Annotated in this window: 20 protein-coding genes and 1 tRNA gene; 5 read left to right on the top strand and 16 right to left on the bottom strand. The window is 44.7% G+C overall.

Going from position 1 to position 23,056, the window contains the following annotated elements; genetic code table 11:
• Nucleotides 1-37 precede the first annotated feature (37 nt).
• Entirely contained in the window at nucleotides 38-2,083 is a 2,046-nt protein-coding gene (locus ABD744_RS15775; protein ID WP_344799491.1) for a M48 family metallopeptidase, read from the top strand.
• Nucleotides 2,084-2,119: 36 nt separating this feature from the next.
• Here ABD744_RS15775 and ABD744_RS15770 read toward each other — a convergent pair whose 3' ends face one another.
• The 7 genes from ABD744_RS15770 to ABD744_RS15740 form a co-directional block, all read right to left on the bottom strand.
• The gene (locus tag ABD744_RS15770; RefSeq protein ID WP_344799490.1) at nucleotides 2,120-2,512 is read right to left on the bottom strand and encodes a hypothetical protein; all 393 of its coding nucleotides are present in this window, start codon (nucleotides 2,510-2,512) and stop codon (nucleotides 2,120-2,122) included.
• 324 nt (nucleotides 2,513-2,836) lie between these two features.
• The gene (locus ABD744_RS15765) at nucleotides 2,837-3,307 is read right to left on the bottom strand and encodes a molybdenum cofactor biosynthesis protein MoaE (protein WP_344799489.1); all 471 of its coding nucleotides are present in this window, start codon (nucleotides 3,305-3,307) and stop codon (nucleotides 2,837-2,839) included.
• A gap of 1 nt (nucleotide 3,308) precedes the next feature.
• A complete protein-coding gene (gene moaD / locus ABD744_RS15760) occupies nucleotides 3,309-3,557 on the bottom strand; it encodes a molybdopterin converting factor subunit 1 (RefSeq protein ID WP_344799488.1) in 249 nt (82 codons plus the stop codon).
• A gap of 69 nt (nucleotides 3,558-3,626) precedes the next feature.
• Complete coding sequence (gene moeA, locus ABD744_RS15755; protein WP_344799487.1) at nucleotides 3,627-4,865, bottom strand: molybdopterin molybdotransferase MoeA; 1,239 nt, start codon at nucleotides 4,863-4,865, stop codon at nucleotides 3,627-3,629.
• A 299-nt stretch (nucleotides 4,866-5,164) separates the two neighbouring features.
• Nucleotides 5,165-5,605: a hypothetical protein gene (locus ABD744_RS15750; protein WP_344799486.1), complete on the bottom strand. Its 441-nt coding sequence runs from the start codon at nucleotides 5,603-5,605 to the stop codon at nucleotides 5,165-5,167.
• A 38-nt stretch (nucleotides 5,606-5,643) separates the two neighbouring features.
• On the bottom strand, nucleotides 5,644-6,780 hold the full coding sequence (locus ABD744_RS15745) for a polysaccharide deacetylase family protein (RefSeq protein WP_344799485.1): 1,137 nt from the start codon (nucleotides 6,778-6,780) through the stop codon (nucleotides 5,644-5,646).
• Between the two features lie 217 nt (nucleotides 6,781-6,997).
• A tRNA-Met gene (locus ABD744_RS15740) sits at nucleotides 6,998-7,074 on the bottom strand.
• Nucleotides 7,075-7,413: 339 nt separating this feature from the next.
• Here ABD744_RS15740 and mobC point away from each other — a divergent pair.
• The 3 genes from mobC to ABD744_RS15725 are packed head-to-tail and all read left to right on the top strand — an operon-like array spanning nucleotide 7,414 to nucleotide 9,504.
• Complete coding sequence (gene mobC / locus ABD744_RS15735; protein WP_344799484.1) at nucleotides 7,414-7,842, top strand: plasmid mobilization relaxosome protein MobC; 429 nt, start codon at nucleotides 7,414-7,416, stop codon at nucleotides 7,840-7,842.
• Nucleotides 7,826-9,163, top strand: coding sequence for a relaxase/mobilization nuclease domain-containing protein (locus tag ABD744_RS15730; RefSeq protein ID WP_344799483.1), 1,338 nt, complete (start codon nucleotides 7,826-7,828; stop codon nucleotides 9,161-9,163). Before mobC ends, ABD744_RS15730 begins: the two co-directional genes overlap by 17 nt.
• A 14-nt stretch (nucleotides 9,164-9,177) precedes the next feature.
• Nucleotides 9,178-9,504, top strand: coding sequence for a hypothetical protein (locus ABD744_RS15725; RefSeq protein WP_344799482.1), 327 nt, complete (start codon nucleotides 9,178-9,180; stop codon nucleotides 9,502-9,504).
• Nucleotides 9,505-9,512: 8 nt separating this feature from the next.
• Here the strand turns inward: ABD744_RS15725 and ABD744_RS15720 are convergent, their stop codons facing one another.
• The 3 genes from ABD744_RS15720 to ABD744_RS15710 all read right to left on the bottom strand — a co-directional run bounded on the left by ABD744_RS15720 (nucleotide 9,513) and on the right by ABD744_RS15710 (nucleotide 11,540).
• On the bottom strand, nucleotides 9,513-10,535 hold the full coding sequence (locus tag ABD744_RS15720) for a hypothetical protein (protein WP_344799481.1): 1,023 nt from the start codon (nucleotides 10,533-10,535) through the stop codon (nucleotides 9,513-9,515).
• A 116-nt stretch (nucleotides 10,536-10,651) separates the two neighbouring features.
• A complete protein-coding gene (locus ABD744_RS15715) occupies nucleotides 10,652-10,993 on the bottom strand; it encodes a hypothetical protein (protein WP_344799480.1) in 342 nt (113 codons plus the stop codon).
• A 34-nt stretch (nucleotides 10,994-11,027) separates the two neighbouring features.
• Nucleotides 11,028-11,540 (bottom strand): antirestriction protein ArdA, encoded by a 513-nt coding sequence (locus ABD744_RS15710; protein WP_344799479.1) that lies wholly within the window; start codon nucleotides 11,538-11,540, stop codon nucleotides 11,028-11,030.
• Between the two features lie 538 nt (nucleotides 11,541-12,078).
• Here ABD744_RS15710 and ABD744_RS15705 point away from each other — a divergent pair.
• Nucleotides 12,079-12,258: a hypothetical protein gene (locus ABD744_RS15705; protein WP_344799478.1), complete on the top strand. Its 180-nt coding sequence runs from the start codon at nucleotides 12,079-12,081 to the stop codon at nucleotides 12,256-12,258.
• 25 nt (nucleotides 12,259-12,283) lie between these two features.
• Here ABD744_RS15705 and ABD744_RS15700 read toward each other — a convergent pair whose 3' ends face one another.
• The 6 genes from ABD744_RS15700 to mads1 form a co-directional block, all read right to left on the bottom strand.
• Nucleotides 12,284-15,259 carry a TrlF family AAA-like ATPase gene (locus ABD744_RS15700; protein WP_344799477.1) on the bottom strand — a complete coding sequence of 992 codons (2,976 nt, stop codon included), beginning with the start codon at nucleotides 15,257-15,259 and terminating at the stop codon, nucleotides 12,284-12,286.
• A gap of 131 nt (nucleotides 15,260-15,390) precedes the next feature.
• On the bottom strand, nucleotides 15,391-18,555 hold the full coding sequence (locus ABD744_RS15695; protein WP_344799476.1) for a type I restriction endonuclease subunit R: 3,165 nt from the start codon (nucleotides 18,553-18,555) through the stop codon (nucleotides 15,391-15,393).
• Nucleotides 18,552-19,565, bottom strand: coding sequence for a DUF4917 family protein (locus ABD744_RS15690; RefSeq protein ID WP_344799475.1), 1,014 nt, complete (start codon nucleotides 19,563-19,565; stop codon nucleotides 18,552-18,554). The genes ABD744_RS15695 and ABD744_RS15690 overlap by 4 nt, the downstream gene beginning before the upstream one ends.
• Nucleotides 19,558-20,949, bottom strand: coding sequence for a restriction endonuclease subunit S (locus ABD744_RS15685; protein WP_344799474.1), 1,392 nt, complete (start codon nucleotides 20,947-20,949; stop codon nucleotides 19,558-19,560). Before ABD744_RS15685 ends, ABD744_RS15690 begins: the two co-directional genes overlap by 8 nt.
• Nucleotides 20,939-22,618, bottom strand: a complete 1,680-nt coding sequence (locus ABD744_RS15680; RefSeq protein WP_344799473.1) for a class I SAM-dependent DNA methyltransferase — start codon at nucleotides 22,616-22,618, stop codon at nucleotides 20,939-20,941. Before ABD744_RS15680 ends, ABD744_RS15685 begins: the two co-directional genes overlap by 11 nt.
• Entirely contained in the window at nucleotides 22,619-22,798 is a 180-nt protein-coding gene (gene mads1, locus ABD744_RS15675; protein WP_344799472.1) for a methylation-associated defense system helix-turn-helix domain-containing protein MAD1, read from the bottom strand.
• Nucleotides 22,799-23,056: the final 258 nt, after the last annotated feature.

Raw genomic sequence — 23,056 nt, 5'->3', positions numbered from 1 at the left:
TTAATGCTCCGACTCGTTAGATAGCAGATTCAAAAACATGGATTTTTTTGAACATCAAGCCAAAGCAACACGGACCAGTAAATTTCTGGTTCTCAATTACTGCATCGCTTTGATGATTCTGACGGTCGGCTTTAATTTTGCTGGCCTGATCACCTGGACGTTTCTCACTCAGCCGGAATACCAAGGCTCTTTCAAACAACTGATTCAGCTATGGCTTGAATCCCGTTACAGCTGGCAAGTTACCTTAGCCACCGTAATTTTTGTCGGCAGTGTTTCATTGGCCACTTGGTTCACCATGCGCCAAGGGGGTGGAAAAATCGCAAAAATGATGGGCGGCAGAATCATCCCGGCCAATACCCATAACAAAGATGAAAAACGCCTGCTCAATGTCGTCGAGGAAATGGCACTGGCGTCCGGCCTGCCCGTACCCGAACTTTATGTCATGGATAATGAACATGGTTTAAACGCATTTGCTGCGGGTTACTCCCCCAACGAAGCGGCCATCTGCGTTACCCGAGGATTAATCCTGAGTTTGAACAGAGATGAAATTCAAGGCGTTATTGCCCATGAGTTCTCGCACATTCTCAATGGCGACATGCGCATGAACGTCAAGCTGATGTCCATATTGTCAGGGTTGATTGCCGTAGGACAACTTGGAAGGTGGTTGATTGAATCCGGGTTTCACTCTGGCCATGATTCTAAAGGCGGCAACATCCTGTTTATTTTGATTGGCATCTTAATCTGGGCTCTCGGAAGTTTAGGCGTGTTATGCAGCCGCATCATCAAAGCAGCCATTTCCCGTCAACGGGAATTCCTGGCAGACGCCTCAGCCGTTCAGTTTACTCGCCAGACCTACGGTATTGCCTCAGCACTTTACAAAATCAGCACCCACAGATATGGGTCAAACCTCATCAGCCGACACGCTGAAGACTTAAGCCATATGTGCATCGGTCAGACCATGAACATACGCTTTGCTAATGCACTGGCCTCCCATCCTCCCATTGAAGACAGAATCACTCGAATTGAACCGCACTTTATTACCAAGGCATCCATTTCTTCAGCTCAGCAAAGAAAGGAACAGTTTGAAGCTCAACAAACACAAAATACAGCGGCCTTGCCTTCGGTCAGCGCATCAACGGACACGGTGTCCAACATCACTGCCCCCGGCTCGCCAACGCCTGAAATACAACAACCTTCCGGTGCAATCACTTCGGAAGAAATGATTGAGTTTGTCTCACCTCAACAGGAAGCATCAATCAACCACGCCATAGACTCCATCGGGATCACAGATGATCACAGCGTAACTGCTGCCAAAGAGGTATTGTCGTCATTAAACCCAAGTATCCTGGCGGCACTGCACCAACCAGACTATGCCCAATACATTGTCTTGCTGTTATTAGCTCATGCAAACAGCCAACCCAAACAGGCCAAAAAGCTCATCACGGAGGGCTTTTTTCCTGCTCATAAGGTGATATTGAATCATTACGACCTGATGCTTGCAGAAGCCATTGAACAACCGATATTTCCGGTACTGCAATTAGGCATCAGCAGTTTAAAATCTTTGTCAGGAACCGAAAAAAAGCAGCTGCTTAGCTACGCTAAAAAGCTGATTGCATCGGATAAAGATATAGCGCCCAATGAACTGTTCATCTACCTTGTTTTATTCCGACATTTAAATACCAAAGCAGGCAGAGCCCAGACGATTAAATTCCACTCTGTTACTCCCCTGTTAAACGACATTCAAAAGTTATTCAGCTTTCTGGCAGAGTTTACCAACGAGCACAATCAAGACCCGGCCTTTGACCTTGCGGTGCGGCAGTTCAGCCATGAACCATTAGTTCGGCTCCCCCCGCAAACCATCAACCATAATGAACTGGCCACTGCCATCTTTAAAATTGAACACCTTGCCCCCATGCTGAAACGAAACGTCCTGAGAGCCATATTTGACCTTTTCAGCCACGATGAAGTCATCACCAACGAAGAAGTGGATTGGATCAGAATGCTGGCAGACTGCTGGGATTGTCCTGTTCCACTGTCTATGGTCACACGACTGTCAACCAATGGCACAATGACAAAAGACTAGAGAACCTCACTCGAACAAAGGGTCAGCCAAACAAGGTTACGCAGTGTACTTCGCTTTTAACCCATCTTTCAGAATCTCACTCAATACCAACTCCACACTCTCCAAAGAGCTGAAATCAATGCCAAAGTGATAGTGAACGCCACTGATCATGGCAGTAGGAATGTTGTCCAGTGGCTGATCAGTACACAGGACCTCAACCGCTAACCCGGTAGCGATCACCGGCTCCAGTGTGGCTTCCAGCTCGGGCGTTTCATCCACTAAACTATCGGCACCAGACACCAATAAACACTGACAGCGTTTCAGTAAATTCGGCCATACCAAACCCTGATTATCCACATCATTGAAATCAACAACTTGGACGCCAGATGCCACAAGCAAAGTTCGAACCTGCGAATCGTCCTGTAAATCTAATAATAAAATTGTCTTCATTGATATACTGCCTTCTAGATTATCAATCTATCGGCAGGTTACTGGATGAGTTTAGATTGATCACTAATAAATTTCGGTAAACATCCTCCCAAACGCGAGACAATAAAAAGGGCACTCTTTCGCGCCCTAATATTTAAGAAATAAAACAACAACCTAGGCCATTCGGTCAAACCGCTGCTGCACCAAACACCACAACAAAGGCAGCACAGCTCACTATAAACGGAACAGAAACAGACACTATCTTTTTCATAAGCTTCTCATCAGCAACTCTCGAATGTATGAGTGAATTCTAACGTGTTTATAGCGTCCACAGATTGACATAACTCAGTTTCCCGGAAGATTCCACTTCGTTAATGCTTCGTCATCGGAGTCTTTTGCATCCACCCAATCCCCTTCGCCATCGGAGGTTTCTTTTTTCCAAAACGGGGCCGTTGTTTTCAAGTGATCCATAATGAACCAAGCACCATTAAATGCATCTTCACGATGCGCAGAAAGCACCATCACCAAAACAATCTGATCCGCCGGTTTTAACTCACCCACACGATGAATGATAAGCACTTTATTCAAACGCCAACGCGATGCAGCAATCCTGGCCGTTTCCTGTAATGAGCGTTCCGTCATACCAGGATAATGCTCTAAGGTCATAGACTGTTCGCCCGCGCCGGAAAACTCTCGCACCCGCCCGACAAACATGACCTGGGCTCCGTTTTCCGTATCGCCTTCGGTCCAGGAGTCTGATAAAGCGCCTAAGTCAAAGTCCGCTTCCTGAACTTCAATCTCAACTTTGCAGTTCATATTACCCCCCCGTAACCGGAGGAAAAAATGCCACCTCCGAACATGTTGAAATATCGGAATCCGCTTGAGCATGTTCTTGGTCAACGGCCATCAGCACTCTGGCGCCCGACAAGGCACTTTGGAAAGGCTCGCCACGAGCAGCGAGCCAGTCCTTTAATTCGCCTGCCGTATTGACGTCCACCGGCTTCTCAATGATCTCTTCGGAAAGACCAACCGACTCTCTTAAACGTGCAAAATATACAACCTTCACATCAACCTCATCACATTATTCTTTCTAACCGTTCCAGTTAAGCTCTTGTTACAGCGCACACTGTATTTATTATAGCCATTGACGAAACGGTAAAATTTCTACTTGCGCACCTTCATCCACACTGCCTTGATCGCGAGCTAAAACAATAAAACAATTCGATTCAGCAATCGACGATAACACCCCGGAGCTCTGAGAGTTAAAAGGAGTAACCACTAACTCACCAGCTTCAGAAACCTTGTAATTTGCCCGTTGAAAATCCATCCGTCCCGGTCGCTTCCTGACCGACTGGCTCAGTTTGGCTGGTAACATTGCCAAAGGCTGCACAGCCTGACCCGAAAACTGTTCAAGTGCTGGGCGAGCTAACAGCATGAAAGTAACGATCGCGGACACAGGATTGCCGGGTAAGCCAAACAAATAGCCCGCTTTCTTGGTTGGGTCTTTGGTTAACGATCCACAGGCAAACGGTTTACCGGGTTTAATAGCCACTTTCCAGAAATCAATGTTGCCGAGTTCATCCAACACTTCTTTGACAAAGTCGGCGTCCCCGACCGAAACGCCACCGGTCGTGACGACAAAATCAGCGTCTTGCGCCGCCTGAGCAAAGGCTTGACGAATGGCTGCTTTGTCGTCACGAATGGTGCCTAAATCCAGAACTTTACAGCCCAGCTTCTCCAGCATCGGCAATAAGAAATAACGATTGCTGTTATAGATGGCTCCCGCAGGCAAAGGCTGCCCCGGTTCCGTCAACTCATCACCGGTGGATAACAGAGCCACCGTCGGTTGACGGTAAACGGATAACTTATCCACCCCCACCGAGGCTAATAATCCCATGTGAGAGGCGTCCAGGCGTGTACCCGCAGCAATGATCGTTCGGCCTTCGGCAATATCATTTCCGGCTACCCGGATGTTTTCGCCCTCTCGGTGCTCACCTTTGATACGAATAACATCCCCATCACGCGTCACTTCTTCTTGCATAATGACAGTATCCGCGCCTTCCGGCACTTCAGCCCCCGTCATAATTCGAACAGCCTGGCCTGCCAGCACATTAATTTCAGTCGCATCCCCAGCCAAACGAGTCGCGGTTACCACCCAAGTTCTCTCTGCATCAGTCCCATCCGCTTCATTCAGCTTCAGGGCATAACCATCCATCGCGGAGTTGTCTTTAGGCGGAACATTCATTGGTGAAACAACGTCATTCGCTAATACCCGCCCTGTCGCGTTCATTAACTCGACGGATTCCACTTCACTTTGAGACAAACGACCAACGTCTGAAAGCAGTTGCTGCAATGCTTCACTATAGGGACGCATGAAATTAGCTCCTTACCAACTTAAAAGATGGACAGAATATACACTAATCGTGTTAACCATAGGACAGAAAAGTATCATGAACTTGATCTGGCACAGGAAGAAACCACTTTCAAATGGTATTCAAAAGCCTAAATATTCAAAAAGAAGCCCAACCAGAAAGTTTGAGCAGACACTTAAAACCCGCACCGTTTTTATTGAGCGGTGATCATCTTATTCACAGTCTTCAACATTGTTCTGATTCTTCAACACGATTCAAAATCTTTAACACTGTTCAGAGCCTTCAACACGGTTCAAAGTCATCAGCATTGAGCGATGGGTTTTAAGATTCTTTTATAAACTCGTACCATGGCCGGTATTTCAAGATCAATCCTCTCATGCGTCTGAACCGACCACTCGGCGTTCATCCCCAGAATGGTGGTGTACTGAGCATCTTGCTGGCGTTGAATTGTGACTTTTTGCTCGGACTGAACATCGCGCACCATTTGATAATCCACACAAGAGTTTTCAGCTTTACGCTCTGCAATTCGCTTATCCACAAACGTCCCTATAGTGAACCAGTCCGTAGAGTCAGTAGCGATGTAAGTGATTACCAACCGGTCTTTGCTGTCGTAACTTTCTTGATATCCAAGACTGCCATCGTAGGGTTGGTAAACGGTGCCTGCACAACCTGCGATCAAGATAATGAATGCCATTCCGGCACTCACCATTAAAGCATTTGTAATTCGAATCAAAGTAAACATTAGGCACTCCATCAGTGTCTGAAACTTACTCTTTTACTCTATTCTGCATACCACGCATTTTCCACCGCTTTTCGTATAAATGGCTGACTGAACCAATAAAATCGCCCAGACCATTTCGAGGGCAAAGTGCAGTTAATCCGAGAACGGCCAACTTGCAATAAGTTCTTAATGTTTACCGCAACCCCATACACTGACGATGGATTATTTTCATGATATACCAGCGATGTATCTACCTTACCCAAGCCTGTTGCATAACAGGCAAAACGCCGGTATTGGCTTGGCGTTATGGCCAGCTCGACCAATACAAAAGGCTTAGCTTCTTCGTAGTTAAAGGTCCAGTCACTTTTGATCGAGTAAAGTTCAGCCTCGTCACCTTTCACTAAAGTCTCTGCAAGCTCTTGAACATTCGAAACACCCACCTGAACTGACTGAACCGGGAGCCCCAAAGCATTTACTTTCAACTTAAAATCTTCCAGGTCTGTGTAGTAGCCCCCAAACGGAAACCTCGGCAAAGATTGTAAACTCGTATTGCTGGCCACGGCACCCGAGTGCTGAGCCAAACCGACATACGTTTTCTTCAATAATAACGCTTGTATTTGAGGGTTATACTCCCCAAACGGGTACGCCAAAATTTTATGACTCTGTTTGGTGTGCCGTTGAATTAACGCTTCTGAACGATCAATTTCCGACTCAAGCCGGGACAACCACTGAGTTTCAGTTTCTTTATCGTCCTGTCTGATCATATGAAGATGAGTGTGACTATGATTGGCAAACTCCACGCCCGCTTCTGCCATCTCAGAGATCTGCGCCCAGCTCATCGAGTGTTTCTGCTGATTATCAATGGATTCCGTATTCACATACACACTGAACGGAAAGCCATGCGCTTTCAGCACAGGCCAGGCGATGTCATACACTGAGTTATATGCATCATCGAAGGTAATCACCACCGTTTTATTATCAATCGCTTGTTTCGCTCTGAGCCGACGAACCAACTCAGTCACAGGGATGACATTAAAATCATGCGCCTTCAGGTAAGTCATTTGCGATTTAAAATCTTTTGGGCTGATCGAGGTCAGGAATGGCGTATCGTTACTTACATGATGATATTGAAGAATAACAGCAGACTGATTTGTTTCTTCAAACGCCAGTGCCTGGTAGCTACTCAAAAGTAACATAGCGCCAACCAGGGAAGTAGTGATTACCTGTCTGAATATAGGCAGAAGCCGAATAAGACAAAAAACTGAGGACACTCGAATCATGGACATATTCACACACACTCCAAGCTAACAATAATCTCCGGAAAGCCAAGCAATGCACTTAATCGACATTCAGGCTACCCTTTTCTGAAGGCATAAAAAAAGCCGAGATAAAAATCTCGGCTTTTTAAAATTCTGGTTGCGGGGGCCGGATTTGAACCGACGACCTTCGGGTTATGAGCCCGACGAGCTACCAGACTGCTCCACCCCGCGTCATTGTGGGGCGCATTATATGCATCCCTACTATGGCTGTCAAATGAAAACCTAAAAAACTTCGAATTAAATAGGCCGCCCTTATCAAACCATCTTCACCGATTTCAGTTTCCTAAATTTCAGACAAAAAAAGCCGAGATAAAAATCTCGGCTTTTTTTAAAATTCTGGTTGCGGGGGCTGGTTGCCAACGCTGTCTAAGCTGCTGGTAAATGCCCTTGATATTGCCTCTAAGCCACCACATATCAGCGCGTTACTATCTAGCTTAGAGGGAGCCCACGCTTCACAGGGCGCGGAGTATAACGGCGAAAGCCCCATTTTGACAAGTGGAGGGGCTTAAAATGGACAATAAAACGCCAAAAACCAAGTATCCACCTCCATTCTCCATGAGATTTACCGAGGAAGAGCGCAAGGCGCTGGAGACGGCTGCGGCAGGCAGACCACTAGCGGCTTACATTCGCTGGCTAATCTTCAAAGAGGATATGCCCGAAATGCCCAAAAAGCGCACGCGCGGCGAAACTGCTGATATTGATCAAAAGGCCATCGCCAAGCTCATTGGGGCGCTCGGCCAATCCCGTATTAGCGCAAATATTAACCAGCTCGCCAAGGCGGCTAATTCTGGCTCTCTCCCCGTCAATCATGACGTTGTGGAATCACTCAATGAGTCTGTTACGGCTATTCAGTGGATGCGCGACACATTAATCAAAGCTCTAGGGCTAAAACCCCAAAGTCAGCCAGATAAGGAGGATGAAGATGATCCTCAAGGGTAATCAACGCGCTGGCGGTCGCCAAATGGCGCTTCACCTGCTCAACGGGGAGCAAAATGAGCACGTCAATGTGCATGAGGTGAGCGGCTTTATGGCGCAGGATGTTCTAGGCGCATTGAATGAAGCCTATGCGCTATCCAAGGGAACCAAGTGCAAGCAATTCATGTATTCCCTGAGCTTGAACCCGCCACAGGATAAAAAAGTCGATATTGAGACCTTTGAAAAAACGCTGGAGCGCGTGGAGCAAAAGCTGGGGCTGGAAGGCCAGCCCCGTGTGGTGGTCTTCCATGAAAAGGAAGGCCGCCGCCATGCGCACTGCGTTTGGAGCCGCATCAATACGGATGAGATGAAGGCGGTCAATATCTCGCACCCAAAACTAAAGCTCAATGATATTTCAAAGTCACTTTATCTCGAACATGGCTGGAAGATGCCTGAAGGCTTCAAAGACAAAACCAAGAAAAACCCGCTGAACTTCACCCGCGCCGAATGGCAGCAAGCACAGCGCGTTGGCCGTAAAGCTTCGGACATAAAAAGTGAGCTTCAGGAGTGCTGGGCAATATCCGACACCAAAACCAGCTTCGAGCATGCACTCCGCGAAAAAGGCTACTTTTTAGCCAAAGGCGATAAACGCGGTTTTGTGGCTTTAGATGTATATGGCGAAGTGTATTCGCTCACGCGCCAACTTGGGCAAAAAAACAAAGCCCTAGAAGCGCGCCTTGGAAGTGCCAAGGAACTGCCATCAGTGCAGGAAGTGAAAAACGGCATACAAGGCCAGCTTTCTAAATTGTTTGATTCTTATAAAGAAGAATTGCGCAGCGTACACAATGAAAAGCTCAAACCTCTGCTAGCAGATAAGGCCAAACTAACCAATGAACACCGCTCGGTACGCGCCAGCCTTAAGGAATATCAGCAAAAACGCTGGCAAGCTGAAGAATTGAAGCGATCTGCCAGAATCCGCAAGGGCTTTAAAGGCATTTGGGACAAGCTCAATGGCCGCTACTGGAAAACCCGAAAACGCAATGAGCAAGAAGCGTGGCAGGCACATTTGCGGGATCGTAAACAGCAAGAAGAGCTGATTCAAAAGCAGTTAACCGAGCGCCAGAACTTGCAAACGCAAATCCAATTGGTGCGCGATACCCAAGAAAAAGAGCGCCAAGCGCTGGTGCGTGATCTTTCTCATATCGCCAAACATGAAGAAAAATCAAAACACGCTCATCGCTCGAAAACCAATACACAAAGCAAAAACACTCAAAACGCCAATGCACCAAACCGTCAAAACAGACGTGATGATGACAAAGGCATGGATTTTGAGCCTGAGATATAAGAAAGGACAATGGCATGGCTTGTGATAAATGCGGACATTGCGGAAACCGCTACCACTGGAGCCATGCCTTTTCAAAATTCGGCTACGATGACGGCGACGGAAAAATTGAAACACCTGAAATCGCCGAACTACTTGAGAGCGAAGGCTATGAAGTGCGCTTTGGACGCTGGCTTGCGCACAACACGCTCATTTTTTCTATCAAAAAAGACGGCATGGAATTCATGCCGCGCAATAATTCCGCAATTCGGATCGGCTATGACGATCCAACAATTTACTTGCCTGAAGATATTCAGGTGATATTAAACAGCAAAATGCCATTCACTGGCGTTTTTCCTTATTAGCGCTGCGATCAAAAAACAACAGGACTGTCACCTTCTAAATCCTGAGAGTTACGCATTGCGCGCAGCTCTTCGGATTTCGTTGGAGCAAAATATTCGACACCTTTAACGTAAAGCTCTACCATCCGTCGTGATGACTCGCGCACTTTTCCAGTATCGGCATGATTGTCCAAAAATTCTAACGCAGCTTTATATATCTGATAGGGAGCCGGTTCTTCTGAAGAATATTTTTCAACATAAGGGCTAAAAACTTGGGCAAAATCATTTTTGTAAACAAGGTGATCGGGCATTTCGCCTCGTAAAGTTAGGCTGTCTTTGTTATACCATTCATCGAGATATATGGCTGTATCGTGAGATATATCGTGCAAATGATTAAATGCGGTGACGGCTCGATACGAAATCATATAGTCGGTAACATCGGCATCTTTCATCAGGTCTAGCGAGGCGTCATCGCTTCTTAACTCGCTATATAGCTCAGAAGAGCCCGAACTATCTACCGCTGTCCCATGTTCTTGCACACAATACTCTTGATTGAATCGCTCCATGGGTTGCCCATGAGCCACCTCATGAACAAGTATATTAGCTTTAAATGTATTTCTTAGCTTCTCAGTAAGCTCTAAGTCGAATTCAGGTATGCCTGTAGTTTTGCTTATTAAGTCATCAATTGTCTGGTCTTTATCAGGCATAAAAATCATACAGTCGCCATGCGAAGCGTGAAGGCTTCCCATGTGACCATACGCGCTCGGCAAAGCTCTTAATGGCTCGACTATTGCCCATAGAAAGTCAAAGTTTTTTGCATTATTAGTAAATAGAAGTGCAGACAAATGGAGAGCAGAAAGGTGGCCGTGCTCGTGATAAACTCGCATGCCATCGGTTTTCATCCCCTCTACTAACTCCAGAGGAATATCATTTTCTTGCATATATTCCTCCAATGGTGAGGAAACAAGATCAGGCAAATTCAAAAGCGCAACTTCAAACGCAACGGTTAATCCAATAGCAGCTTGAGCGCCCCTTTTAAGTGTCTTACGAACCAATCATATAGCTTTCTCTTTCTTATAGATTTTCATACCACTGGATTTGTATTTATGCAAATTTGTGGTTTCTTTTGCAGTTCGCCGCCAAGCCCCAAGCTTGGCGGCGCGATTTTTAATCAAAATAGATCGAGCTGCACGTCATCAGGATTTTTAACACCAAACAAACACCGTGCAGCCTTAATGGTGGCCTCTCCCTGAAATATTGGCTCTTCAGATGAAGGGATAAATATTTCCCATGCCGCCCATACTTTCAAGCCAGCGCCTTCGTAATGAATATGTATACTATTGCTGCAACCTGAACCGCCGCAAATACCCAGTTCATAACGTACCGCTTTTGCCATATCTGCATCATTCAGACCTGTTGCAGCTCTGGCACTCCATCTATCGAGCGCACCACCTGTGCAAGTTAAAGCCCTTTTTAGTGATTGCTGTTTTTCTTCGCTTGTTAAATCTCGCATTTTAAAATTCCCTTTCCGCATGAAGGGAACCGCCTTAGCGGTTCCAAAAAACATGCACTTCCTGATAACCCGTTTCGATTGTGAAAATGTCGCCGCCCATTTCCATGTCGCGCCCCATGCGGTCATAGTCGATATAAAATTCTAAATGGCTGGGCACTTCGCTTGTTTCTTCCGTGATTTCCTGCGCGTAATCCGAGAGGCTTGCATACTCGCCTTGATAATCTTCCTCCATGGCTTTCTTTGCTTCTTCAAGCGTTGAAAAATGGCTAATCAGTTCGGCTGCTATCTCGCCATGCTCTTCAATAAAACAGGCTAATTCGTGGGCACTTTGTATACCCTCATACTCTGATAGGCGATAACTGCCGTATCCTTCAAAGTCGTGAATGACGTATTCTTCTGCATCCTCTACGGGGCTGGATTCCAACATGCTGTTTATTTGGTCTTGAATGTCGTCAATGTCTGCCGTTGCATCAATCCAAACACCATGCAAATAGCCACTGTTATACGCTGCCAAACATGCCACATAAATTCTGATTTCTTCACTCATTGCTTTTCTCCTTAATCTTAAAAACACATCCCCTTTTGGGGTTGAAAACCCCAGACAAAGGAGCGAGAGAAGCGAGCGTAAGATCACATGTTTTGGCGTAATCCAGACAGGGGGAACCGCCCGTCCTGCACAAGCCAGTATTTTCGGGCGCGGAAGGAAGGGGGATGTCTTGATGGAGACAAGTTGTGTGATATTTTGACGTTTACCCAAAAGGGGCACGTAATTATTGAATCAGGCGAACACGATCAGTGTTCACACCTTATTGAACTTTCAGCCTAGCGCAGCGAAAACTTTCAACGCCTTTCAAAGCAGTCGTGCTTTAGCACTACCAGCAATTTTTATTCAATCAGCACCACCTGATTGAGCCCTTAACCAGCACTGCCTTTTAGCATTACCACTAGCGAAAAGTGACAACGGATCAGCAAGCGTAAAGCCTCTTCACACTATTGCGACCCAAGGTGCAGATCAGTCACTTTGCACAAACACGCGGCCATACAAAGGCCGTGGCAGTCACGGCCTCCAAACACAGGAGGTAACAATGAGATTGATTACAAGATTTGAACTGTCAGCCAAAAACACGAACGAGCTTTATGGCCTACATAGAAAGGTTTTTAACGAACTGGCAAAAAGTAAGCCGCAAACACTGGAGCGTGTAAATGCTTTAGCTTCACTTGAAAATATCGAGAACGAACTTGCGTCAAGGGCTCCATATCCTTGACGTAAATTCGGATTGACTAGAAGGTTTAACGCTGCAATCTAACGCGAAGTCGTCTAGCCCTCTCCCTAAAAGCTTTTTCGCCGCCTTCCAAAATTTCGCAAACTGATGTACGGATTGACGAATTCTCTAACCCACCAGCTTTATAGCTTATAGGAGGAAGTCCACCTGTCTGGTGCGGCCCAGCTTCTGCAATAATGATTTGATCGGCATCTGTATTGATTACAAGATTGGCATTGTGTGTAACCATTATTACTTGTCTTTTCGATTTCGCTTCAATGAAGAGAGGCACCAATTCGTCATTAACCGATTTAGGATCTAGATTTTCTTCCGGCTGATCAATTATTAAAGGCCTATCGTCAGCATCATCCAGAGCCAGATAGAGTAGAAGCAAAACTATGCCTCTAGTTCCCGGTGATAATTTCCGTATATCTACGTTGTCATACAAAATCTCATAGCGAATAGAAATATGATCGGTACTAAATAACCAGTGCGCAAAGCTCTTAAGCCACGCTTTATATTCCACCTGTTGTAGTTTCGAATATGGGGCGTGTTCAAGAAGCTCTCCCATATGCTTAGATATAAACGTAGACATCGCAGATTTGATTTCATCGGAAGTGCCATTCTCCCACATAGGCATCAAACTTTCTTTTGCCAAAGCAGTTAACGAACCTCTTCCATTAAAAGTGCCAGCCTTTCTAAGGTCTAATAGATTTTTCTCCGCAAAATCACCCCATGATTCAACATCGACGACTCGCTGAACCGAAAAGCTCAACTTTCCTAGTGTTCCACTTGATTTGGAAAGGCGGCCCATCAAAGGCTGGTAAAGCTGAGATAATACGGATTGTTCACTTATTATTGCTTCAAATATGCGGCTGTAAGTTTCATCTCTCTCTGTTTGGAGGAGTTTCTTTCGGCCAGATGCGCCTCTCGCATCGCTTAACTTGTCTTCAAGTGCTTTTAGCGCGATATTTTCTTGATTAATACGGTTAGACAAAGCAGTGTATTGATCTCGTATAAGCTTGTCGGCGCTCAGTAGTGCCTCTAATCTCGTCATTTCTGCAACAATAATTGACAAGCTCAATTGTGATAAATCAGCATTTTCAGCTATCAATGGTGAATTAGGGTCTGTTCTTTCCGGAGCTTTACCATTTAACTGAGAAATTTGCTGGTCCGCCCAAGTGATATAACCAGTTAAGCTGGAGTCAACGTCTCCTTTGTACGTGAGCAAAAACTCTTCCCATTGCTGTTGACTAAGCCCACTAAGCCGATGGCGTTCTTGTGCTTGACGAAGCAGCTCCGGGGCTTTGGTTGCACGAGTACTGATAACTTCGTCTTGCATCGCTATAAACGTTCGTTTTTGATTGTTAAACGCCTGTATTTTGGAACGAATGTCTTGAGCAGTAACTCCTAGCTCAGCGTGACGCTTTGCCTGTGTTTCAGTTCCTTTTACAACAAGTTTTTTGAGGTCTGAGTTATAGTTATTTATCAATGACTTCTTTTGATCTACCTGTGCGGCAAGGCTATCTACCAGAGCCTCTTTTTCAAGCTCAATTGAAATCCGTTCCGATATATCAGAAATAGATTCATTTTCACGCTTTCTTGCTTGTTGGAAGCGGCTTGTTTTCAAATCCCTAAATTCTGAAAAACTAATAGCGCCATCCCTTTCATCAACGGGATGCGCTTCTAAGATGACTCTTTCTATCTCCTCAATTAGTCCATCAGATACCCCATTCGATGAACAAAGCTCTTCAACAAACTGCTGTGATAAATACCTAGCGCGAGGGAATGAAAAATGGTTATTTGCATCAGAGCCATTTAACATACGAGTGGTTTCAACTCCTCCCCCCCAATTTAATGTAACACTTTCATTTCCAATAACTTGTCGAGCACGAGCCAAAAAAGAAGGGCTTGTATACTCGGAACTCTGCCAAGCTTGGTTAGAAATAGCATCACAACCTGCCGCAGCCATATCTGCAAGAGCAGTTTTACCGGAACCTCGAGCTCCAATGATAGCCACTAGACCGGGATTCAAAGGAATCTCTGGAGTATTTGCCCACCCCGCATCATTAATTTTGATGCGAGAGATAACCTGAGAAGGCATTGCACTTTTAGGTGGCTCAGAGCCGACAAAAGCTCTGTTTTCAGGATCAATACAAGCTTGTCTCAGTGAATCGAATTCTAGCGCTCCTTTAACCCAAGAATAACGACTATCTGTAGGCTGACCAATAGACTTTAAATCATGAGAATCACTGCCATGTAAACATGGTTTACAGCCATGGTAGCGATCTTTTAGTTCATCGACAGTAACTGACTTTTGACCTAGCCAAAACTCTCTTTGGGATGGACTACTTGAAAATATAATGTGAGAAAATTTTTCTATTTCCTGCCGAACTGTTGTATCAGATGCTTGCCTCAATCCAGAAGTTCCGTCTCCAGAACCGCCAGCAACAGCGACGAGAATATTATTCTTTGCCCATTCACTCTCTTGAATGACTTTTCTAAGCTGATCAAAGTTCACTTTAAACTGTGTCGCACCTTGTTTTAGTGCAGCGAAATCATCCGTGATATTTGGATCTGAACGTTTCCCCAGTGCAATTAAGTCATTTTTTGTACAATCGAATCGATCGTCATAAGCGTGAAATTGTAAACGACCTAGTATCCTTTGGAGTTGTGTAAGATGATCAGCGTCTTCAGGGCTAACCAGAAGGTGTATATTTACAAATCCAGTCTTAGCAGCAACATCAAGGCGTAATTCAATGTTCGGAAAAATAAGTTGAACATCGGGAATTCTGCCAGTGTTTCTGTATTTTAGAACCTCTTCATATGTATCTGTAAGATAATAATCTGTCACCGCCAAGACTTTTATGGATGGCGTCAATTTTTCTATTGTCGTTAAATATTCTTCCCAAGGGTTATTACTCCCAAACTGATTGTTGAGTACCGTGCCGGGAGCATGGATATGAGGCTCCCATCTATGCCACTCTGACCCTTTACCAATCATAATGCGCGACCTCCTTTTCAGCCATTCAAACTAATCGATTCTTGTTATTACAGTCATTTGAAAGTTTCATTTTTCACTTCTAACAAACAGACCTAAAGAAACCGCCACTGGATAAATTGTCTTCAGATTATTTATACACCAGCACTCCAATGCTCACTCAATGCTTCCGCCTGCTTTAAACACAACTCAATCGCTTCATCAGCTTTGTCCGGTGGATATTTCCACTTTCTAAGCGCCCGACGTACAAGGTTACGTAATTTCGCTCGCACGCTGTCACGCACTTGCCAATCAACGGTCGTACTTTTTCTCAACTGGTTTGTTACGTGTTTAGCCAGTTCACGAAGATTATTATCACCTAGCTCTCTAACAGCAGACTCGTTCTGAATGAGCGCCCTGTAAAAAGCAATTTCATCACTATTTAAACCTGAGTTAGCGGCAAGTTCTTCATCTTCGGCCATTTCTTTGGCCATCTTGATTAGCTCTTCGATAACCTGTGCCGTTTCAATCGCTCTATTGTGATACTTGCGCAATGTCTCCTGTATGCGTTCTGAATACTTCTTTTCAGAAACCACATCTGTTTTCATCCGTGCTTTAACTTCGTCACGCAATAGGCGCTCTAACAAATCAACGGCAAGGTTCTTCTCCTTCATATTGGCCACGTCTTCCATAAATTCTGGAGACAGCAGGCCAATATTTGGCTTATCAAGTCCGACTAAATTAAAGATGTCATCAACACCATCTGCGATAACGGCATTGTCGATTATTTGTTTCAGTGCTGAGTTTTTCTCTTCGTCAGAACGGCGTTTATCAATAGTGGTGAACTTGCTGATAGCATTCTTAACCGCACCAAGGAATGCAATTTCCTTCTTGTACGGTTCTACCTCATCCATGGTTCCGCAAAGTGTGTAAGCCTTGCTGATTGCAGCCATCACATCCAGAAATCGCTTTTTACCATCTAATTCGTCGTTTTTACCCTTTAGCCCCAGAATATGGTTCATTGCACCGGGCAATAGCTGCAACGCATTGTCTTCATAACTGCTGTAGTCGAAGCCATGGAACATGCTTCTCACAACATCCATTTTTTCTAGCAGGATAGCGTAAGCTTCATGGGTATCGTGTGTTGGTTTACCTTTACCGTTTGAACCTGTGTAGGTTTTTAGTGCCTGCTTTAATTCGTTGGCGATACCAATGTAATCAACAACAAGCCCACCGGGTTTGTCTTTAAACACGCGGTTAACTCGCGCAATCGCCTGCATAAGGTTGTGGCCTTTCATCGGCTTGTCGATATACATAGTATGACAATTAGGCGCATCAAAACCCGTTAGCCACATATCGCGTACTATCACGATTTGCAGAGGATCGTTTACGTCTTTAAAGCGCTTTTCAAACAGCTTTTTAGTTTCTTTATTGTAGATATGCGATTGCAGCTTTTCTTTGTCTGAAGCTGCCCCTGTCATAACGATTTTAATAGCTCCCTTCATTGGATCAGGGTCATGCCATTCTGGTCTAATTGCTACTATCGCATCGTATAAATCAACACAGATTTCTCTACTCATGCAAACTGCCATAGCCTTACCGGGCATGGTTGCAATTCGATTTTCAAAATGCTCAACCAAGTCATTTCCGACTAAGGCAATTCGAGGTTCGCTACCAACTAATTTTTCTAATGCCGCCCATTTAGATTTTGTGCTTTCCCTTGCTGCAACGTCTTCCTCGTCTTCAATAACTTCATCGACTTCATCATTGAGCGCTTCCATTTCTGCTTCGTTGATATTCAACTTTGCCAATCTGGACTCGTAATAAATAGGCACCGTAGCGCCATCATCAACGGCATCCTGAATATCATAAATAGAGACGTAATCACCGAAAACAGCTCTGGTGTCTTTATCCGCAGAGTCTATCGGTGTTCCCGTAAAGCCAATAAAAGAGGCTGCGGGCAACGCATCTCTCATATGTTTTGAATAGCCAAATGTGTACTTACCCGTTTTGGCATTAAATTTGGCTTTATCACCATACTGACTTCGGTGTGCTTCATCGCTCACCACAACGATATTTTTTCGTTCGCTTAGAACAGGGTGAGACGTTTCATCTCCCAGTAGTGCAAACTTCTGAACCGTTGTGAAGATAATCCCGCCAGATTGCCGAGAAGATAGAATTTCTCGCAAATCATCACGGTCTTCAGCTTGAACTGGCGTTTGTTTAAGTGTTTCAGCGGCCATACCGAAAGTGTCATAGAGTTGACCATCCAGATCGTTACGGTCAGTGACTACCACGATTGTCGGATTGTTCATTTCAGGCTGGGCGAGCAATTTACCCGCATAACACACCATGGAAATAGATTTGCCAGAGCCCTGCGTATGCCAGACAACACCCGCTTTACCTGAGCCGGGAACTACTTTATTTGCGTAGTTAGCTCGTGGCTCGGCAATTCCATACTCGGTTTGAGAAGCGATAACCGTGGCTCTCACCGCCTCACGTACTGCGTGAAACTGGTGATAACCCGCTATTTTCTTGATAGTTACGTCACCAGCCTGTTCAAATAATATGAAGTGGCGAATATAATCCAAAAACAAATCTGGTTTGAAAAAGCCCCTGATCAATGTTTCCAGTGCGTACTCAAATAGTGGTCTATCATGTTCATTACTGACAGTACGCCATGCCATAAAGCGTTCTTTATTGGCTGTCAGCGATCCAACGCGAGCATTAAGCCCATCACTAATAACGAGCGCCTCATTGAAAGCAAACAGATCAGGAATTTCGTCCTTGTAAGTTTGAATCTGCTGATAAGCCGACCAAATATCAGCTTTACTATCCGCAGGGTTTTTAAGCTCTAATACCGCTAGTGGCAAACCATTGATAAAGACAATAACATCTGGGCGACGATTACCTTTACTGCCGATGAGCGTAAACTGGTTTACTGCCAAAAACTGGTTGTTCTGCAAATTGTCGAAATCAACAAGGCGAGCATAATCATGTTTTTCTTCGCCGTTATCGTCTTTGTAATCAACCTTCACGCCTTCCAGCAGCATTTGATGGAAGGCTTTATTGTTCTTAATCAGTACGGGAGTTTCTGGCTTAGCAACCTGAAGAGCAACTTGCTCAAGCGTTGAAACTGGAATATGCGGATTAATTCTTACTAGACATTCAAGCAACCTTTCACTCAGAATGATCTGGCGGTAATCGCTTCGCTCAGGACTAGCGCCATCTGGCGCTATGTCATAGCCACAGATATAGTCGTATCCAATTTCCTGAAACCAGTCGAGGCAAAGTTGTTCTAGTTGATCTTCAGTAATCATGCCTCTTCCTCATTTTCTTCTTGCACTGGATTATTCCAGCAGCCGTCACTTGCTGAATCAAAAAAAAGTAATTCATCCAGTCCCAGTGGCTCGAGCTTTCTTTCAATACTTCCTGCTAAGACTTCGTCGTTACCATGAATAGATACAGCCATTTTTTTTATTTTTGATTTGGAGATTTGTTTTATTATATGCTGATCTTGATCACCGAAGCTCCAACCATAAACAACTAACGTCTCTTCAAGAGATGGTAGCACTTCATAAAACACACGCTCAAAGTAGTTACAGCTTGAAATTGCATCGCGCTTATTTTGCTCCGTTCCCTCGCAAACAAAAGCAGGTGCAAGATTGTCGGTTTCCCACTTTTCCAATATGGCATCAAGCAGATTATTATCTTCGCCGGCCTGAATTTTTCTTTCACTAGAAAAGCCATGACGACGTAAGACCAGATTACCATGCGGGTAAAAATAAAGTGTTGCACCTACAGCACCATAGGGAGTAAGAAGCTCTTCCCAGTCATCTCGGAAAGTTGACGGTTGGAAACAATCCTTAAACCAACGTCCAAGAGACCTATTTCCAAACTGAGCAGCCCAATAGACAATGAGGTCATAATTCAACGAAATAACGAAGTCGAATTCCTGCATGAACTTGTAAATTGGTTCTAAATGATCACGTGCATCATCATAACAAACATGAGTGTCACGCACGGTCGAAATCAATGCCCTCCGCACAGCTTTATAAGCTTCTTCAACCTCGCCACGCGGCAATTCTAAAGCTTCATTAACAAGCTTGGCTTGCCATAAACGTCTAAGAACAAGTTCAAAATCACTAACACCAAATTTACCAAATACGGCCTGAACATTTTCAGTCAAATGACCCAACCTCACTGCCTCTTCAAATAGAGATGGATAATTGAAGCAACCATCTACAGCGATACTCGAACCATTACCAAGTAAGAGACTGCCTTTGTGGTAATCTTCTTTGATGTCACTCCATTGAACAATATCAACCATTTACAACCGCCTTTTCTTGTTCAACCAAATCGATCTCACCAGAGAGGAGCTTGGGGAGAAGTGAGTTACGAAGAGTTTCTAGTATTTGATTTTCTTCAACCAAACTTGCCTTCTTTTCAAAAATAGGCATCACCACCCTATAAAACGCGGCCTGTATTTCCTCGCTACCAATACATATTTTTTGAGACCCAAAGTCGCCTTTTCTAAAAAACTCTCTAGCACTTCCAGAAGCCAAACCAACTGATTTAACCACAAGAAAATCCAGTAAATATTTAGTATATACTTGTGAGACAAATGAGTTTCTTTTTGCACGAAAACACCACATATTTTGATTTCTTAAAGCTGGCAAGTGGCAAGGATAAATGATACCTCTATTGCCAACACTCGCACCCACCATTATTAGATGATAATCAAATGGCTTAGCCATATATTTTTCATGGGAAATTAAAAAACTTTCCGGCAAAAAAACATCATCATGAAGTCGTTCAGTTTCATTCGAAACATTAAAATTCTTAGTCCTTAAGACGAAAGTTCCTTTTTCTGAATAGTCTTTGCTTTTGAAAGCAAACCCATTCAAAATATCAATTTCATCACTAAGATTTTCTGTGCGCCAACCTATAGGGATTTCACCGAGTTCAGAATCTTCAAACCTATCTGGAAATAGCTCGGCGATGGATTTGAGCCTCTCAAGCTGATCACCACTTAGAGCATCCAGCTCATCAACCTCTTTACATGCAATAGCGGCCATAGCAGCAAGCTCTAGGTCTTGGCCATTTTCCCTAGCTGCAACTTTGGCACGGGTTGGCTCAAAATCTACGAACCAGCTTTTGAAGATTGCTTGAGCTATATTTTCTAGTGTCTGGTTCGTTTGACGGTTTAGTTCAATTTTGTCTGCCAGATCAGAAAGCAGTTTTGCAATTTCGTCTTCTTTTTTAGGGTGGCGCGGGATGTTCAATGCTTTTAAAACAGGAATCCGAACATTGCTTACAGTTGATCCCGTTCCTTCATTCCATGAAATTTGGTGTTGTACAAACGGAGATTGCAAAGCCCAAAATAGGTATTGCCCACAGACATCATTTTTGGGTCGAAGCAGTACCTGTCTCTGCCCTAGACAACACTCCAACCCATCAGGGATCATGCAGACTTCACCCATTGGAGCCTCTCTAGTAAAAACAATATCACCAGCCTTTGGAGTTGCTCGCTTATTCCTGCGTTTGAAATCTTCTTTATTTGTGAAACTTGGTGAACTTAAATCAAGAACTCCATTTTTTATGTTTTGATTTCTAAGAACAATATAGCCAGAGTCAGTCCACTTTGGGGTAAAGTGTGGGCAATCAATAACTAGCTCACACATCGATTCAAGAGTATCTGTATCAGCAATCATAACCCAACCCCGCCAAGTTCTGTTTGATCTCTGCTTCCAGACGGTCGGATTCTTCAAACTGTCCCTTTAGCTGAGCAGTTAATCTAGCCATCTTTTCGGCGAAGAGTTCGCTGTCTTCCTCTTGATCGGCGGCACCGACATAACGACCGGGGGTGAGGACGTGATCATGTTTTTGAATTTCCTCAATCTTTGCAGATTTGACGAAGCCAGCCACATCCTCATATTCTTCACCCATCTGCCAATTGTGAAAGGCATTGGTCACTTTATTCAAATCGTCAGTGGTAAAGTCACGTAATACTCGGTCTTTCATATACCCTAAATTTCGAGCATCGATAAACAGGACTTTGCCTCTACGATCACGTAGTTGTCTACCACTAGCCGCAGTACGAGCACCTTTGTTTTTGGTTAGAAACCAAATGCAGGCAGGAATTTGCGTATTGGTGAAAAGTTGCCCCGGAAGCGCCACCATGCATTCGATCAGGTCTTCTTCAATTAGTTTTTTACGAATTGCACCTTCATTATTGGTGTTAGAACTCATCGAACCATTAGACAGCAACAACCCCATCGCACCATTAGGGGCAAGGTGATAAAGCATATGTTGGAGCCATGCGAAGTTGGCGTTTCCAGATGGCGGTGTTCCGTATTTCCAGCGAGGGTCGTTTTCGCTGACGCCTGTATCCCATTCTTTCATGTTGAAAGGGGGATTGGCCATCACGTAATCAGCGCGTAAGTCTGGATGTTGGTCATTGGTGTAAGTATTGGCAGGCTCTTTACCGAAATTAAAATCAATTCCACGGATCACCATATTCATGGCGGCTAACTGCCATGTCGTGTGGTTGTATTCCTGGCCGTAGATAGAAACATCACCAATCTTGCCCTTATGAGCATTGATAAAATGCTCCGACTGAACAAAGAAGCCTCCAGAGCCCATGGCTGGGTCATAAACCCGCCCCTTGAAAGGCTCAAGCATTTGCACGATCAAACTAACAATAGATTTAGGCGTGTAATACTGACCGCCTTTTTTACCTTCAGCCAAGGCAAACTGGCCAAGCATATATTCATATACGTGGCCAAGAATGTCTTTAGAATTTAGGCTGGCGTGATTGAATGGAATTGTTGCGATTAGGTCGATAAGCTCGCCCAGCTTGGCTTGATCGATCTGCAAGCGGGTGTAGAGCTTGTTCAATACGCCTTTGAGTTTTTGGTTATCCGCTTCAATTTGCTCTAGAGCGTTGTCAATTAGATGCCCCACAGAGCTGAACTTTTTAGTGCTTCCATCAGGCAGTTTTAGCTCCGCGCCGCCAATAACGGTTTTATTGTTGTCTTGCAAAAACTGCCACCGCGCTGCGGCTGGCACCCAAAACACGTTTACCTCCGCGTAATAATCTCGCTGCTCAAGCTCCACTTTTAACTCTTCAGCATATTCTTCTGAATCTTCGCCACCAAAATCTTCTGGGTCTAAATAATAATCGTGGTCAGGATTCTTAAACTGTTCCGTAAGTTCATCCTGTCGAATTTTGAATGCGTCTGAAACGTATTTTAAGAAGACGAGGCCAAGCACGGTATGTTTGTACTGAGATGCATCGAGGGTAGAGCGTAGCTTATCAGCGGCATTCCAGAGCTTTTTATCAAGCTCTGCTAAAAACTGTTGTTCTTCGTTATTGGTCATTTACTCTGCTCTCTTCTTTTGTTCTTCTATCCAGCGCTCTATATCCACAGCCTTAAAACGCCAGCTCCCGCCGACCTTAAAGCCCGGCAACTTGCCTTCAGCGGCTAGTTTGTAAGCCGTTTTTTCAGCGAGTTTTAAATACTCTGCGACCTCTTTCAAGGTCAATATTTGATCAGTCATAGCATTTTTTGCCCTCATAACTATAGGGGAGAATATGGGAAAATAGAGGAATTGACAACCAAAGATATTCATGCTGGTGCAGTTATATACACTCGCACCCAAGGTCGCACCTTGGTCGTCCTCCACTGGCGAAACAGTGGTCGTGGTTAAGCGTCGAAACGCTTACGGCATCCAAGCCGCGCAGGGTTGGTCGAGGGAGTTCATGAGGGGCTATGACATGCCCCTTTGATTGATGGGAAGTCCATGAAGGGAGAGCTA

Origin of the sequence: Litoribacillus peritrichatus (genome assembly GCF_039537985.1) — a bacterium.
GTDB classification, from domain to species: Bacteria; Pseudomonadota; Gammaproteobacteria; order Pseudomonadales; family Litoribrevibacteraceae; genus Litoribacillus; species Litoribacillus peritrichatus.
Note: the sequence above shows the minus strand (reverse complement) of the source record. Positions and strands in the feature narration are given on the sequence as shown.

Excerpts from the sequence above, each read along its gene's own strand:
- ABD744_RS15775 (WP_344799491.1), top strand. The coding sequence starts at position 38 with ATGGATTTTTTTGAACATCAAGCCAAAGCAACACGGACCAGTAAATTT.
- ABD744_RS15770 (WP_344799490.1), bottom strand. The coding sequence starts at position 2,512 with ATGAAGACAATTTTATTATTAGATTTACAGGACGATTCGCAGGTTCGA.
- ABD744_RS15765 (WP_344799489.1), bottom strand. The coding sequence starts at position 3,307 with ATGAACTGCAAAGTTGAGATTGAAGTTCAGGAAGCGGACTTTGACTTA.
- moeA (WP_344799487.1), bottom strand. The coding sequence starts at position 4,865 with ATGCGTCCCTATAGTGAAGCATTGCAGCAACTGCTTTCAGACGTTGGT.
- ABD744_RS15750 (WP_344799486.1), bottom strand. The coding sequence starts at position 5,605 with ATGTTTACTTTGATTCGAATTACAAATGCTTTAATGGTGAGTGCCGGA.
- ABD744_RS15745 (WP_344799485.1), bottom strand. The coding sequence starts at position 6,780 with ATGTTACTTTTGAGTAGCTACCAGGCACTGGCGTTTGAAGAAACAAAT.
- mobC (WP_344799484.1), top strand. The coding sequence starts at position 7,414 with ATGGACAATAAAACGCCAAAAACCAAGTATCCACCTCCATTCTCCATG.
- ABD744_RS15730 (WP_344799483.1), top strand. The coding sequence starts at position 7,826 with ATGATCCTCAAGGGTAATCAACGCGCTGGCGGTCGCCAAATGGCGCTT.
- ABD744_RS15725 (WP_344799482.1), top strand. The coding sequence starts at position 9,178 with ATGGCTTGTGATAAATGCGGACATTGCGGAAACCGCTACCACTGGAGC.
- ABD744_RS15715 (WP_344799480.1), bottom strand. The coding sequence starts at position 10,993 with ATGCGAGATTTAACAAGCGAAGAAAAACAGCAATCACTAAAAAGGGCT.
- ABD744_RS15710 (WP_344799479.1), bottom strand. The coding sequence starts at position 11,540 with ATGAGTGAAGAAATCAGAATTTATGTGGCATGTTTGGCAGCGTATAAC.
- ABD744_RS15705 (WP_344799478.1), top strand. The coding sequence starts at position 12,079 with ATGAGATTGATTACAAGATTTGAACTGTCAGCCAAAAACACGAACGAG.
- ABD744_RS15700 (WP_344799477.1), bottom strand. The coding sequence starts at position 15,259 with ATGATTGGTAAAGGGTCAGAGTGGCATAGATGGGAGCCTCATATCCAT.
- ABD744_RS15695 (WP_344799476.1), bottom strand. The coding sequence starts at position 18,555 with ATGATTACTGAAGATCAACTAGAACAACTTTGCCTCGACTGGTTTCAG.
- ABD744_RS15690 (WP_344799475.1), bottom strand. The coding sequence starts at position 19,565 with ATGGTTGATATTGTTCAATGGAGTGACATCAAAGAAGATTACCACAAA.
- ABD744_RS15685 (WP_344799474.1), bottom strand. The coding sequence starts at position 20,949 with ATGATTGCTGATACAGATACTCTTGAATCGATGTGTGAGCTAGTTATT.
- ABD744_RS15680 (WP_344799473.1), bottom strand. The coding sequence starts at position 22,618 with ATGACCAATAACGAAGAACAACAGTTTTTAGCAGAGCTTGATAAAAAG.
- mads1 (WP_344799472.1), bottom strand. The coding sequence starts at position 22,798 with ATGACTGATCAAATATTGACCTTGAAAGAGGTCGCAGAGTATTTAAAA.